At 62.8% G+C, this 12,747-nt stretch carries 12 protein-coding genes and 1 pseudogene; 9 read left to right on the top strand and 4 right to left on the bottom strand.

From position 1 onward, the window contains the following. Positions 1-29 precede the first annotated feature (29 nt). A complete protein-coding gene (locus ABZ728_RS15455) occupies positions 30-1,046 on the top strand; it encodes a hypothetical protein (RefSeq protein WP_366657123.1) in 1,017 nt (338 codons plus the stop codon). A gap of 59 nt (positions 1,047-1,105) precedes the next feature. On the opposite strand, the gene ABZ728_RS15450 is transcribed toward ABZ728_RS15455, so the two are convergent. Further along, positions 1,106-1,627, bottom strand: coding sequence for an Hsp20 family protein (locus ABZ728_RS15450; RefSeq protein WP_366657122.1), 522 nt, complete (start codon positions 1,625-1,627; stop codon positions 1,106-1,108). Positions 1,628-1,725: 98 nt separating this feature from the next. Between ABZ728_RS15450 and ABZ728_RS15445 the strand changes: the two genes are divergently transcribed. Next, entirely contained in the window at positions 1,726-1,866 is a 141-nt protein-coding gene (locus ABZ728_RS15445; RefSeq protein ID WP_366657121.1) for a hypothetical protein, read from the top strand. 51 nt (positions 1,867-1,917) lie between these two features. Beyond that, entirely contained in the window at positions 1,918-2,367 is a 450-nt protein-coding gene (locus ABZ728_RS15440; RefSeq protein WP_366657120.1) for a DUF1465 family protein, read from the top strand. Positions 2,368-2,413: 46 nt separating this feature from the next. Here ABZ728_RS15440 and ABZ728_RS15435 read toward each other — a convergent pair whose 3' ends face one another. Then, the gene (locus ABZ728_RS15435) at positions 2,414-3,223 is read right to left on the bottom strand and encodes a 3-hydroxybutyrate dehydrogenase (protein ID WP_366657119.1); all 810 of its coding nucleotides are present in this window, start codon (positions 3,221-3,223) and stop codon (positions 2,414-2,416) included. A gap of 175 nt (positions 3,224-3,398) precedes the next feature. Between ABZ728_RS15435 and ABZ728_RS15430 the strand changes: the two genes are divergently transcribed. The 3 genes and pseudogenes from ABZ728_RS15430 to ABZ728_RS15420 form a co-directional block, all read left to right on the top strand. Then, on the top strand, positions 3,399-4,445 hold the full coding sequence (locus tag ABZ728_RS15430; protein WP_366657118.1) for an NAD(P)H-quinone oxidoreductase: 1,047 nt from the start codon (positions 3,399-3,401) through the stop codon (positions 4,443-4,445). A gap of 100 nt (positions 4,446-4,545) precedes the next feature. Further along, positions 4,546-7,464: a PAS domain-containing protein gene (locus ABZ728_RS15425; protein WP_366657117.1), complete on the top strand. Its 2,919-nt coding sequence runs from the start codon at positions 4,546-4,548 to the stop codon at positions 7,462-7,464. Positions 7,465-7,727: 263 nt separating this feature from the next. Then, a pseudogene (locus tag ABZ728_RS15420) lies at positions 7,728-8,228 on the top strand (cell cycle transcriptional regulator TrcR); the annotation flags it as partial. 643 nt (positions 8,229-8,871) lie between these two features. Here the strand turns inward: ABZ728_RS15420 and ABZ728_RS15415 are convergent. Both ABZ728_RS15415 and ABZ728_RS15410 read right to left on the bottom strand, forming a co-directional pair. Beyond that, positions 8,872-9,087, bottom strand: coding sequence for a YdcH family protein (locus ABZ728_RS15415; protein ID WP_366657116.1), 216 nt, complete (start codon positions 9,085-9,087; stop codon positions 8,872-8,874). A 193-nt stretch (positions 9,088-9,280) separates the two neighbouring features. Beyond that, the gene (locus ABZ728_RS15410) at positions 9,281-10,363 is read right to left on the bottom strand and encodes an ATP-dependent 6-phosphofructokinase (protein ID WP_366657115.1); all 1,083 of its coding nucleotides are present in this window, start codon (positions 10,361-10,363) and stop codon (positions 9,281-9,283) included. 201 nt (positions 10,364-10,564) lie between these two features. Here ABZ728_RS15410 and ABZ728_RS15405 point away from each other — a divergent pair, with 201 nt between their 5' ends. The 3 genes from ABZ728_RS15405 (at position 10,565) to ABZ728_RS15395 (ending at position 12,684) form a co-directional block, all read left to right on the top strand. Then, the gene (locus ABZ728_RS15405; RefSeq protein ID WP_366657114.1) at positions 10,565-10,777 is read left to right on the top strand and encodes a DUF465 domain-containing protein; all 213 of its coding nucleotides are present in this window, start codon (positions 10,565-10,567) and stop codon (positions 10,775-10,777) included. 284 nt (positions 10,778-11,061) lie between these two features. Beyond that, on the top strand, positions 11,062-11,529 hold the full coding sequence (purE, locus tag ABZ728_RS15400) for a 5-(carboxyamino)imidazole ribonucleotide mutase (RefSeq protein WP_366657204.1): 468 nt from the start codon (positions 11,062-11,064) through the stop codon (positions 11,527-11,529). Positions 11,530-11,598: 69 nt separating this feature from the next. After that, positions 11,599-12,684 (top strand): 5-(carboxyamino)imidazole ribonucleotide synthase, encoded by a 1,086-nt coding sequence (locus ABZ728_RS15395; RefSeq protein WP_366657113.1) that lies wholly within the window; start codon positions 11,599-11,601, stop codon positions 12,682-12,684. Positions 12,685-12,747 lie beyond the last annotated feature (63 nt).

Below are 12,747 nucleotides of genomic sequence, written 5' to 3'. Positions count from 1 at the left end.
GAGCGCCTTCAGGAGCCATCACCCCTATCATGCCCTTCTCTTTCATCGGCCGATCGGCGGGCGGCCTGCTCGATATGCTTGGCCGACTCGGACCGGCCGCCCTGCCGCTCGGCCTGGTGGCGGGATTGCTCGCACCCCCTGTCGCCGCTGTTCTGCGGCCGTTTCTCACCCCGTTCATCGTCGCCATGCTCGTGCTGGCGCTTGTTCGCCTGGACCCGGCCGATCTGATGACGCGGCTGCGGCAGCCTGTGCGCCTGATATCCCTTCTCGTCTGGCTGATGATCGTGCTGCCGGTCGCTGCCGGGCTTGCGCTCATTCCCGTCGGCGCTGTCGTCGACGCTCTTATGCCGGATCCCGGCATCGAAGCGGTGACGATCGGCTGGATGCTGTATGCCAGCGCGCCGCCACTATTGGGGGCTGCGGGCATCGCCATGATGTTGCGCGCCGATGCGTCCATGACGGTGATCGCCATCGTCCTGACGACGATCGTCAGCCCGCTGACGGTGCCGCCAATAATCCTGCTTGCCTCGGGTATCGATATTCCGATCGCGGCCGGGCTGTTCATGGGCCGGCTGGGTTTGATCATCGTCGGGTCGGTCGGGCTGGCGATGATTTGCCGACGGTTAATCGGCGTCGACCGCATCGGCCGCCATGGCGACCGGATCAGCGGCGGTCTGGTGCTGGCGATGTGCCTATTCGCCGCCGGCGTCATGGACGGAGTACGCGGCCAGATCGCTCAGGATCCGGCGGCTGTCGGCCTCATCGTGTCGATGGCGCTATTGCTGAGCTGCCTTCTGCAGGCGCTTTGTCTGCCAATGGTCCGATGGCTGAGCGGGCCTGCGGCTGCGGCGGTCATGCTGATGGCCGGTTATCGCAATATGGGCCTTCAGATCGCAGCCCTCGGCGGCGGCGCCGACAGTGACGTGCTGCTGTTCTTTGCTGCGGCTCAGGTACCAATCTACGGGCTTCCGGCGGTGCTTGCCCCGCTCTATCGCCGGGTGATCCGGCGCCCCGCCCGGCATCGCAAAATCCCGACAAAGGCCTGATTGCGCAAAAAAAAGGGGGGCGGAAAATCCGCCCCCCTCCTGGCTGTTACGGCAGACGGTCAGGCTGCCTGATGTTCCTGGGAGCTTTCCGACGACAGCGCCGGGCGTTCGGCTGAACGCTCACCCTGATCCTCGACCGAGCGGGCACCGGCTTCGGCGTCCGTGGCGATATTGATCGTCCGCGGCCGCATCTGCTCAGGCACCTCGCGGTGGAGATCAATATGCAGCAACCCGTTGTCGAGCCGCGCGTTCACGATGCGGATATGATCCGCCAGTTGAAAGCGTCGGTCGAAGCTTCGCGCCGCGATGCCGCGGTGGAGAAACTCCTTGTCGCCTTCCTTGGTTTCCTTGCGGCCCGAAATTACCAGCGATCCGCCGGTCTGGGTAACGTCCAGCTCTTCCCGTGAGAAACCGGCGACGGCCATCGTTATGCGATAATCGTCATCGCCAAGCTTCTCGATGTTATAGGGGGGATAGGAATGAGCGGACGTATCCTGTTCCAGAGCACTGTCCAGAAGACGGCTCATCCGATCGAAACCGATGCTGGAACGCAGAAGCGGATTCAGGTCGTAACTACGCATAGTATACCCTCCTTCAGAGCGATATAATGGCGGACACCCCATATTCGATGGCGGCGTCCTTGTGGGTCTTTGCGAGGGCCCCGCGTTCGGCGACCCTCATGATATCAAGTAGGAATTTCGTCGGGTCCGATCAAGAGGCCGGAGCGACGATCCGCGCCCAATTCCGGGGCGCGGCCATCGCCATCGCGCATGAGTATTCACGCATCGTGCCGATTGGTCTGATCGAGCCGTTGATATAAGCTGCATCGACGTATGTGAACTGGAATTCGAGGCTGGGAAAGGGTCGTCTGTTGGCGGACGTAATTGCGGCCACACCGTTCTTCAGGAAGACCTATGACGAAACACTCGCCCTGATCGTCGAGGCCCGAAACTATATGGCCTATACCGATCATGCCGGAAGGGCGGAATGGTCACCGGATACCCGGCTGCTGATCAGCCAGGAGACCATGCGGATCACGAGCCGACTGACCCAGGCCATGGCGTGGATGCTTGCCCACCGGGCCGTGGAAACCGGCGAAATGTCGATGGACGAAGCCCTTTCCGACAGGTTCGCGTTGGGCGCACATGGCGTTTGCCTCGACGATCGATGGCTTGACGACGAGCGGCTGCCTGAGGCGGTGATCAGCCTCGGCCGACGATCGCTCGATCTGTTTCGCCGAATCGACCGGCTCGAATCCATGCTCCGTGACGAACGCGACATGCCGGCGCCAGAGTCGCCGCCGCAGCATCCCCGACTCTGAAGGCCCGCCCCTGAAGACCCGGACCTGAAAACCCCCGACCGGTGTTCTATTGGGCAGTCCACCCACCGTCGACGGAAAGCGACGTTCCGGTGATCTGAGCGGCCGCCGGTGAGCACAGAAAAAGCGCTGTTCCACCCAGTTGTTCAGGCGTCACGAACTGGTGCGACGGCTGTTTGGCAGAAAGCAGATTGACCGCGGCCGATTCGACGTCGGTTCCGTTCTCCTTTGCCAATTGCTCGATCTGACGTTCGACCAGCGGCGTCCGTACCCAGCCAGGGCAAATCGCATTGCAGGTGACGCCACTGCCCGCGTTTTCGAGTGCGATCACCTTGGTCATGCCGACCAACCCGTGTTTGGCGGCGACATAGGCTGATTTGTTGGCGCTCGCGACCAGACCGTGTGCGGATGCGATATTGATGATCCGGCCCCATCCACGTTCGCGCATTCCCGGCACGGCTGCCGCGCTGGAATGGAACGCGGATGACATGTTGATAGCGATGATCGCGTCCCATTTGGCAGTGGGGAAATTCTCGACCCGGTCGGTATGCTGGATGCCGGCGTTATTGACCAGAATGTCGACCGACCCCAGCCGCTCGGTCGCGTCGGCGATCATTCCCCGGACAAGGTCAGGCCTGGTCATGTCCGCCCCGTCATAGAGAACCGACACGCCGAATTCCTCGGCCAACCCGGCGCGGGTCTCCTCGATCCTGTCCGCATCGCCGAGGCCATTCAGCACGATATTGCACCCTGCAAGGGCGAAATGCCGTGCAATGCCGTATCCGATCCCGCTGGTCGAGCCGGTCACCACCGCCACCCGGCCCGAGAGATCGGCGCTATTGCCCATGGTCTTCGTCATATCCGATTTTCCTCCGCCAAACGGTGTCGGGACTATGCCATCGTCGCGTACCGGTTGTCATCCGCCCGGCAAATGGGTTACTTCAGTACCGAACGACAGCCGGAAACGTCGTCGCGCATGCCGATCATGCCGCGATACGTCTTCCCTGGGGCAATGTCCACCTTAAGGAGGCGTCATGATATCCTCGTCCGATACCGGCAACCCGTCGGCCCGGGACCGAACCGGCGACATTCCCGGCACCATGCGCGCCGTAGAAATTTCCGGCCCCGGCGGTCCGGAGGTCCTGAGGATCGCGAGCGTCGACGTCCCCCATCCGGACGATGGTCAGGTGCTGATCAAAGTCGAGGCAGCTGGCGTCAATCGGCCCGACGTCCTGCAACGCATGGGGAAATATTCCCCGCCTCCGGAAGCGAGTCCGCTGCCCGGGCTGGAGGTCGCCGGCACGGTTGTCGGGATCGGAACCGGCGTCGGGTTTCTGTCGATCGGGCAACCGGTCGCCGCGCTCGTGAACGGCGGCGGCTATGCTGAATACGTGGCTGTCCCGGCCACCCAATGCCTGCCCGTCCCGGCCGGTCTGTCGATGACCCAAGCGGCTGCATTGCCGGAAACGACCTTTACCGTCTGGAGCAATCTGTTCGAACGGGGCGGACTGCAGGAGGGGCAAACGGCCCTGATCCATGGCGGGTCGAGCGGGATCGGCACAACCGCGATCCAGATGGCGTCATTGTATGGTGCCAGAGTGATCACCACGGCCGGAAGCGACGAGAAATGCGCCGCCTGCGAAAATCTCGGCGCCGCGCGGGCGGTCAATTACCGAACCGAAGATTTCGTCCAGGCGGCAAAGGACATGACCGGCGGACGCGGCGTCGACGTCGTGCTGGACATGGTCGGAGGCGACTATATCGCTCGCAATATCGACTGCATGGCCCCCAACGCCCGACATGTCAGCATCGCCTTCCTCGGCGGTGCCAAGGTCACATTGAACATGCAGAAAGTGATGGTGAAATGCCTGACGCTGACAGGTTCGACCCTGCGGCCGCGCACGACCGCGGAGAAGGCGGCCATCGCGGATGGCGTCCGGACCGTCGTCTGGCCGTGGATCTCTACCGGCCGTATGCGGCCGATCATCCATGCGACCTTCCCTCTCGCCGACGCGGCAGAGGCACATGCCATGATGGAACGCTCCGATCACATCGGCAAGATCGTCCTTACCGTCGCCTGACTTCCGGATTGATCACCACTTTTTCAAAGCGGGCGACGCCGGACCCGTCGTCATGAGCCCCGGTCCCCTACCTGCGCCCTTGGCGTCGCTGGATAGCCTGATGTCCCTCGCGGCTCAGGTGCTGCGTGTCCCGATGGTGGGTATCCGGCTGCACAACAGCCGGCTCTTCGCCGCCGCCGTTGGGGGACTGCCGTCCGTCGTCCGCGGCGATGCCGCCCGAATCGGCCCCCGGGAATCAGTCGTCGCCGAGGATTTTGGGACCGGCATTTCGGAACTGACGCGGTCGCCCTTTGGCGGCCTGTTTGTCGACCCGGCGCGCATCGGTTTCGCAGCGGTGGCACCATTGGCCGACGACCACGGCCGGCAGATCGGCGAACTGATCGCGGCCGCCCCGAACGCCCAGGCATGGTCGCACGACATGCGAACGGTCTTTCTCGGCTTCGCGCGGACGGCAGCGGCTGTCGTCAAGGAGCAGGACCTCAAGGACGGGGAGCACGCTTCCCGTCCTTACGACGCATCGGAAAAGCGGCGCGAACTGGACCTTCAGGGAATCGAGGCATCGGTGCTGCGGCTGTCGGGGACCGATACGCCGCTGGGCGATATTCTTTCGGATATCGTCCGGCGTGTGGATGATACTCTGCCTGCGGCGCGATCCTCGATCCTTCTGGTCGACGACGAGGGCCGTCTGCGCGTGGGCGCCGCCGGACGGCTGCCGGGAGGTTTCAATCTGCTTGTCGACGGGTTGGTGGCCGCGGAAGGGGTCGGTTCGTGCGGGACGGCCGTGGCCCGGGGAACCACGGTCGTCGTCGAAGACACCGCGACCAGTCCGTTATGGGCCAGCGCCGCCGAAGTCGTTACAGGCTTCGGTCTCAGGGCCTGCTGGTCAACACCGGTTCTCGACGCCACCGGCCGCGCCATCGCCACCTTCGCGTTGTACTATGGGCAGCCGAAGACGCCCGCACCCGATGACATCGCGCTCATTCAGAGGGTCGGCCAGTATGTCAGGATCGCTGTCGAGCGCAGCCGCGAACGCGACCGGCTGCGGCTCAGCGAGGCCCGCTGTCGGTCGATGTTCAATCTCGTGCCAGTGGCGGTTTGGGAAGAAGACGTTTCAGAAATCATCAGGATGGTCGATTGGGCGCTCGGCCAGTGCGGCGGCGACTTTGCGGCATGGCTCGACGACAATCCGGCATTCGTGAAAGACACGATCGACGCTCTCGATATTACGGACGTCAACGCCTATGCCCTTGAACTCTATGGTGCTGATCATCTGGACGATCTCGTTGCCCTGGTGCGGGGCCTGAGCGACAGCGAAGAAGGCCGGGACGCGTTCAAGCAGCACCTGATCGCCCTGGCTGAAGGCCACTTCCACCGGGAAACTGAATATTCGGTCATCAACTGCAAGGGCGAGCGGCTCGATCTTCTTGTACGGATGTTCCGCGATCCGGACGAACCGGCGCGGGTCATAATCTCGGAATCGGATATCACGGCACGGAAACGGGCCGAGGAGCGGTTTCGTGTGGTTGCGCAGGCGACCAGCGACGTTGTCTGGGAACACGATCTCGTCACGGGATTGATCTGGCAGGCAGATAACAGCGTGCCGCGATTCGGCCTGGATCCGGACAAGAAGGATCGGACGCGGTCATACTGGATCAACGCGATTCATCCCGACGAGCGCGAAGCCGTGGTTGCAAGCGCCGATGCCGCCATCTCATCCGATGCCGCGCAATGGCAGCACGAATACCGGTTCGCAAGGGAAGACGGCTCCCATGTTCTCATTCGTGAGCGGGCGATGATCCTGCGCGACGAGAACGGCAAGGCCGTGCGAATGATCGGCAATATGGTCGATCTGACCCCGCAGAAGGAGCTGGAAGAACAATTGCGGCGGTCGCAGCGTCTCGACGCCGTCGGGCAGTTGACCGGCGGCATCGCCCACGACTTCAACAATCTTCTGACGATCATCCTGGGCAACGTTGACATCATGACCGAACTGGCGCCTGCCGACAGCCCGATCCGGAAACTGGCCGATGCAACGGCGCAGGCTGCGAGCCGCGGCGCGAATCTGACCAGCAGGCTGCTTTCCTTCGCCCGCAAACAGCCTCTTTATCCCACGGTCGTGGACGTAAGTCGCGTGATCTGCGGCATGGAGGACATGCTACGGCGGACCCTCACACCGGCCATCGAGGTCAAGGTCGCACCGGGCGACCATCTGTGGTGGGCCCTTGTGGACGTCCCGCAGCTCGAAAGCGCCATCCTGAACCTCGCGATCAATGCGCGCGCGGCGATGCCCGGCGGCGGCCGGCTGGCGATCGACATGCACAACGTCATCATCAAGGAGGCAACAGGCAATCCGGGCGATCCGATAACGCCGGGCGAATACGTCCTGCTGGAGATCGCGGACTCCGGGATCGGGATGGATTCCAGAACGCTCCAACAGGCGTTCGAACCGTTCTTTACAACCAAACCGGTCGGCGAAGGCAGTGGATTGGGCCTGAGCATGGTCTATGGCTTCGTCATGCAGTCGGGTGGACACATTCGTGCCTATTCGGAAGTGGGGTGCGGGACGTCGATTCATCTTTATCTGCCGCGCGCACCAACCCCCGTTCCGGCGCCCGACATCCTGTCGGATGGCGCGGGTCAATCGGGCAACGAACTGATCCTGCTGGTCGAGGACGATGAACTGGTGCGCGATTACGCCACGCTTCAGCTGAAGGCGCTCGGATATCGGGTCAGCGCCGTTGTCGATGCCGAATCCGCGCTCCAGGCGCTTGATGGCGATGACGGTTTCGACCTGCTGTTCACCGACATCATCATGCCCGGCGCCATGGACGGGCGCCAGCTGGCAGAGACAGTCGCACGGATACGGCCCGATCTGCCGATCCTGCTCACTTCGGGCTGTACCGAGCGCAATTCCGGGAGCGACGATGAAGCGGCCGTCTGCGGTCCGTTCCTGCCCAAGCCGTATCGGCGCGAGGAACTTTCGCGCAAGCTGAGAGAGGTCCTTGCAGGAAACGGCTGAGCATCGGCTGACCGGAGTCCGCACGCCGACCGTACGAGCCGGCAACGACCGCCGCGGCGGGACGGGACCAAATCGGTACAAGGGCCGGAATTCATTTGCGGAAACGGGCCCGCTGCCTATATTCAGGGCATTGACGCCAGCCAGACATTGCAATGAATGTCCCGCGATCGGCGGGGCGAAGGCCCGTTCCGGTTTCCACGCGGATCGGGGTTCGAATGGATTATGGCGCGGCATTTGGATACCGAGGGTTCGAAGGAGGAACGATGGCGAAGCCACTGATGCCGAAGGCGACCGCCGTCTGGTTGGTTGAGAACACGGCGCTGACATTCCAGCAGATCGCGGATTTCTGTGGCTTGCACGAGTTGGAAATCCAGGCGATCGCCGACCAGGAGGTTGCCAGCGGCATGGTCGGGATGGACCCGGTCCAGAACGGCCAGTTGACGCAGGGCGAAATCGACCGGTGCCAGGCCGACCCGAAAGCCTCGCTTCGGTTGAGAAAAACCGATTTGCCGGAACCCAAGGTCCGGCAAAAAGGACCGCGCTACACGCCGGTGACCAAGCGGGGCGACAAGCCGGATGCCATCGCGTGGCTGCTGAAGCAAACACCTGAATTGTCGGATGCCGCGCTGTGCCGGCTGATTGGTACGACCAAGAATACCATCAAGGCCGTGCGCGACAGGACGCACTGGAACAGCCAGAACATCAAGGCGCGCAGCCCCGTTCTGGTCGGCCTCTGCACGCAGCAGGATCTGACCGACGCATTGGAGAAGGCGCGTCCGGCGGGAGCCCCGCCGCGCGAGGCACCGAATCCCTATCTTGATCCGGATGCCGTGCCGGATCCCGGCCCGTCGGAAGAGGAACAGCAGCCCGACATTTCCACGATCTTCGGTGGGTACACGCCACCGCCACGTCACGAGGAAGCGCCGACAGCGCGTGACGCCGCCCGGGCGGCGGAGGAACTGTTTTCCCGCCGTCCCGCGGCCGAGGCCGAGGCCGAAAACAAGCCGGACGACGACAATGTGGGTGAAGACACCCCGGAAACGGTATCCCCGGATGCTGCAGATCAGGCCGACCCGCCGGCTTCGCCCAACAGCGAGGCCGACGAGGACGAGCCGGTCGGTGGTGATGCCGATCGTAATCACGGATCCTGATCCGGGGCATCGATCGGTCCCAATAAAAAGGGGAACCCCCAGGGTTCCCCTTTAATTATGTGCGGACGACCATGCTGCGGCATAAAGCCACGCCGGGTAAACGCTTTTGCGATTTGCCGTACCAGTCGTACTGGCCTCGCTGGTCCCCACGCTGTTCATCGTACTTGATTCAGAATTTTCGAAGCCCCCGGAACGGGCACTTTGCCTGCCATCAGTTTCCGGTACTGTCCTGGTTCTGGCGTATCAATCCGGGGCATCAGGCGCCCGGCGCCATTCGGGCCATCTCGTCTTTGATGCGCAATTTCTCACGCTTCAGCGTGTGTATCTTGTCAGGATCCGGATAAGGGCGCTGGCCTTCGGTTTCAAGCGCAAACTCCAAGGTCTGGTGCTTCACCTTCAGTGACTCGAAACGCTCTTGATGAGGCATCTGTCGTCCCTCCTCCTGTTTGAGAATGATCAGAAAGTTACCCATTTTCGAGAGTACCTTTCCATCTATTACAGTGGGGGCCTTTGTCCGAAATTTCAATCCTGTTGCGATACGGATAGAAGAATTGCCACAAAACCGGGAACTTTATGGTTATGAAGGGCTAATTTTGCGCAAAAAAGGGGCGCCCCGTATGGGGCGCCCCTGATCTCGTCGATCCGATCGGCATTCACACCGGAGCCTAGTCACCGATATAGATGCCCAGACCGCGCGCTGTCCTGACCAGCGCCGAATCCGACGAAACAGCCTGATAATTCGCAATCGCCTCTTCGATCGAGACATCCACGACCTGCCGGTTCGTCCAGGCAACCATCCGGTCGAATTTCCCCTCGGCCACCAGGTCGACGGCGTGAACGCCGAATGCCGAAGCGATCATTCGGTCGTTCCAGGTTGGCGACGAACCGCGCTGAACATGGCCCAGCACCGTGACGCGGGTTTCCGCACCGGTAGCCGTGGCGATTTTCTCGCTCAGATAATCGCCGATGCCGCCGAATCGTTTTTCACCGCCGTGATATTCCTTCTGACGGACTCCGCCATCGAGCGTTTTCACCGCTTCGGAGACAACGACCAGGGCAAAGTTCCGGCCCTGGCTGCGCACCTTCTCGATCTTGGCGGCAACGCCCTCTACGGAATAGTCGATCTCCGGGATCAGGATGACGTCGGCGCCGCCGGCAATACCTGCATTCAGAGCGATGTGGCCGGCGTCACGACCCATGACCTCGAGCACCATGACGCGGGCATGGCTGGCGGCCGTTGGCTGCAAACGGTCGAGCGCCTCGGTCGCCACCATCACGGCGGTGTCGAACCCGACGGAATATTCGGTGAGGCCGACATCATTGTCGATGGTCTTGGGAATGCCGACGAAGTTGATGTTGCCCCGGCCGAAAAGCTTGCGAAGGATGGCAAAGCTGCCATCGCCCCCAATGCCGATGACACTGTCGATACCCAGTTCGCGGATTCCGCCGATGATTTCGTCGGCCCGATCCTTCACGCTGCCGTCGGCCATGGGATAGGCGAACGGATTACCCTTGTTGGTCGTGCCGAGCACCGTTCCGCCCTGGCGCATCATATGGCCGGAGAACATTTCGGGTTTGAGAACCTCGTACCGCAGCGGCCGCGTCAACAGCCCCGCCGTACCTTCCTTGATTCCAATCACGGTCCAGCCCAACTCGTCAGCGCGGTTTACTACCGCACGGATTACCGCGTTGAGACCGGCGCAGTCACCGCCGCTTGTCAGCAGCCCGATGCGCTTGTTGTTTGCCATAACGAAAGACTCTTTCGTGGTTGTCGAAATTCGAGCGCTCGATCTACTACCGGACCCTGGAAGCGCAACCCAGGATCGTAAAACACCGGTCTTTTATCACAACATCGGTTGGCCCGTAACAGCGCGCTGCGATCTCTTTCGCCTTCCCGGTCGGTGCTTTTGCCTGATATAGTGATTTCAGGGTCGACGAAAGGTGCATCCTTGGACACGCTTTATAACGATACAGACGCCCTTAGGGAACGGGTAGCCGCGCTCCTGACGGAGCATCGCGATCTGGACGCTGCCATCGAGCGTCTGTCACAGGATCCGCATTTCAGCGCGATACAACTACAAAGGTTTAAAAAGCGCAAGCTTGCAATCAAGGACGAGATAACGCGCCTTGAAAGCCGTCTGGTCCCCGATATTATTGCATGAATGCGCGGTGATTTTGCGGCCCCGATCCCGAGCAACGGTGGCGTCACGGGTTGCGGCATTCCGGTCTTCGCCCTAAAACGTCCGCGCACAACAGCAGCCACTTTGTCTCAGGCCGCTTTACCCAGGCGTCCATTCCCCAAGCGCCAATCTGCCAAGTGATCGAGACCATGTCCGACAACGAGCCGCCCCGCCCCCCGGTCAACGCCCCGGATGAATCGCCGGATTCCTCGCCCGCGACCAACCGGCCGCGCCATGCGCTGGACGATCCGATCGTCGGGGTCATCATGGGTAGCCAGTCCGACTGGGAGACCATGTGCCATACGAGCGAGACGTTGAACACACTCGGCATCCCGCACGAATGCCGGATCGTCTCCGCCCATCGGACACCGGATCGGCTGGTGGCTTATGCCAAGGGTGCGCGCGAGCGCGGGCTGAAGATCATCATCGCCGGCGCCGGCGGTGCCGCCCATCTGCCGGGCATGGCCGCGGCCATGACACCCCTGCCCGTCTTCGGCGTTCCGGTCGAAAGCCGGACGCTGAAGGGTCAGGACAGCCTGCTGTCGATCGTTCAGATGCCGGCGGGTATCGCCGTCGGCACCCTTGCCATCGGGCGGGCCGGCGCGGTCAACGCCGCCCTTCTTGCCGGATCGGTACTGGCCCTGGAAGACGCCGCCATCCGCGATGCGCTCGACGATTATCGCGCCGCGCAGTCCGCGGCAGTCATGGAAATCCCCAGCGACCCTCCTGCGTGATGCGGTGTTGCCGCTCGCGGGAACTGAATTTCGCTGTTCGGTTCCGAAGCCCAAAACCGGATTAGACCGATGCCGATGAAGTTCACATCCGACCCCATACCGCCAGGTTCCACGATCGGAATTCTCGGCGGCGGCCAGCTTGGCCGAATGAGCGCGCTCGCCGCCGCCGAACTGGGCTATCGCGTGCATATCTTCGCGCCGGACGCTCGCTCGCCCGCCGCACGCGTCTCGGATGCCGAAACGGTGGCAGACTTCGGCGACCGCGATGCGCTTTCGGGATTTGCCGATGCCGTCGACGTCGTGACGCTGGAATTCGAGAACGTGCCGGCCGATGCGGTGTCGCATCTGGCTGAATTGGTGGCCGTTCGACCCGGCGCATCCGTGCTCGGCGTCTGCCAGGATCGGGTAGCCGAGAAGCTGTTCGCCGCCGGGCACGGCATCGCGACCGCCCGGTTTGCCGCCATCGACGGGCCGGAGGATCTGGCGCAAGCGGCGGCCAGCGAATTTCCCGCCATTCTGAAGACCCGGCGCGACGGCTATGACGGCAAAGGCCAGGTTCGCGTCAACGCGGCCGGCGAACTGTCCGACGCCTGGGCGGCGCTGGACCGTCGCCCGGCGATCCTGGAGTCGGCGGTCGCGTTCCGCCGCGAGCTTTCGGTCATCGCAGCCCGAAATTCCAACGGCGATATCGCTGTATTCCCGCTGGCCGAGAACCGGCATTCCGGCGGCATTCTGGTGCGTTCTCTGGCCCCGGCCGAGGCCGACCCGGTCATTGCGGAGCGCGCGGCCGAGATCGGTCGGACACTGGCCGAGCAGCTGGACGTCGTCGGACTGCTGGCGGTCGAGCTTTTCGAAACGGCCAATGGCGAGCTGCTGATGAACGAGATGGCGCCGCGCCCCCACAATTCCGGCCATTGGACCCAGGACGCCTGCCGGACCAGCCAGTTCGAACAACATATCCGGGCGGTCTGCGGATTGCCGCTGGGCTCGATAGCGGCAACCGGGAGGGCGGTGATGGACAACCTGATCGGCGAGGCCGCCGGCGACTGGCCGGCCATCCTGTCCGACCCGGAGGCCCGCCTGCACCTTTACGACAAGGGCGAAGCCCGACCGGGCCGGAAAATGGGCCACGTCACCCGCGTCACACCGCTTTAGGTCGGGGTCGGAATCGGCGCGCTTGTCGCGGCGCGGTATTCAGGGATAAACAGTGTCCATTCC

This window comes from Fodinicurvata sp. EGI_FJ10296, from assembly GCF_040712075.1.
In the GTDB taxonomy this organism is placed as follows: domain Bacteria; phylum Pseudomonadota; class Alphaproteobacteria; order DSM-16000; family Inquilinaceae; genus JBFCVL01.
This window is presented reverse-complemented; position numbering and strand designations above follow the sequence as displayed.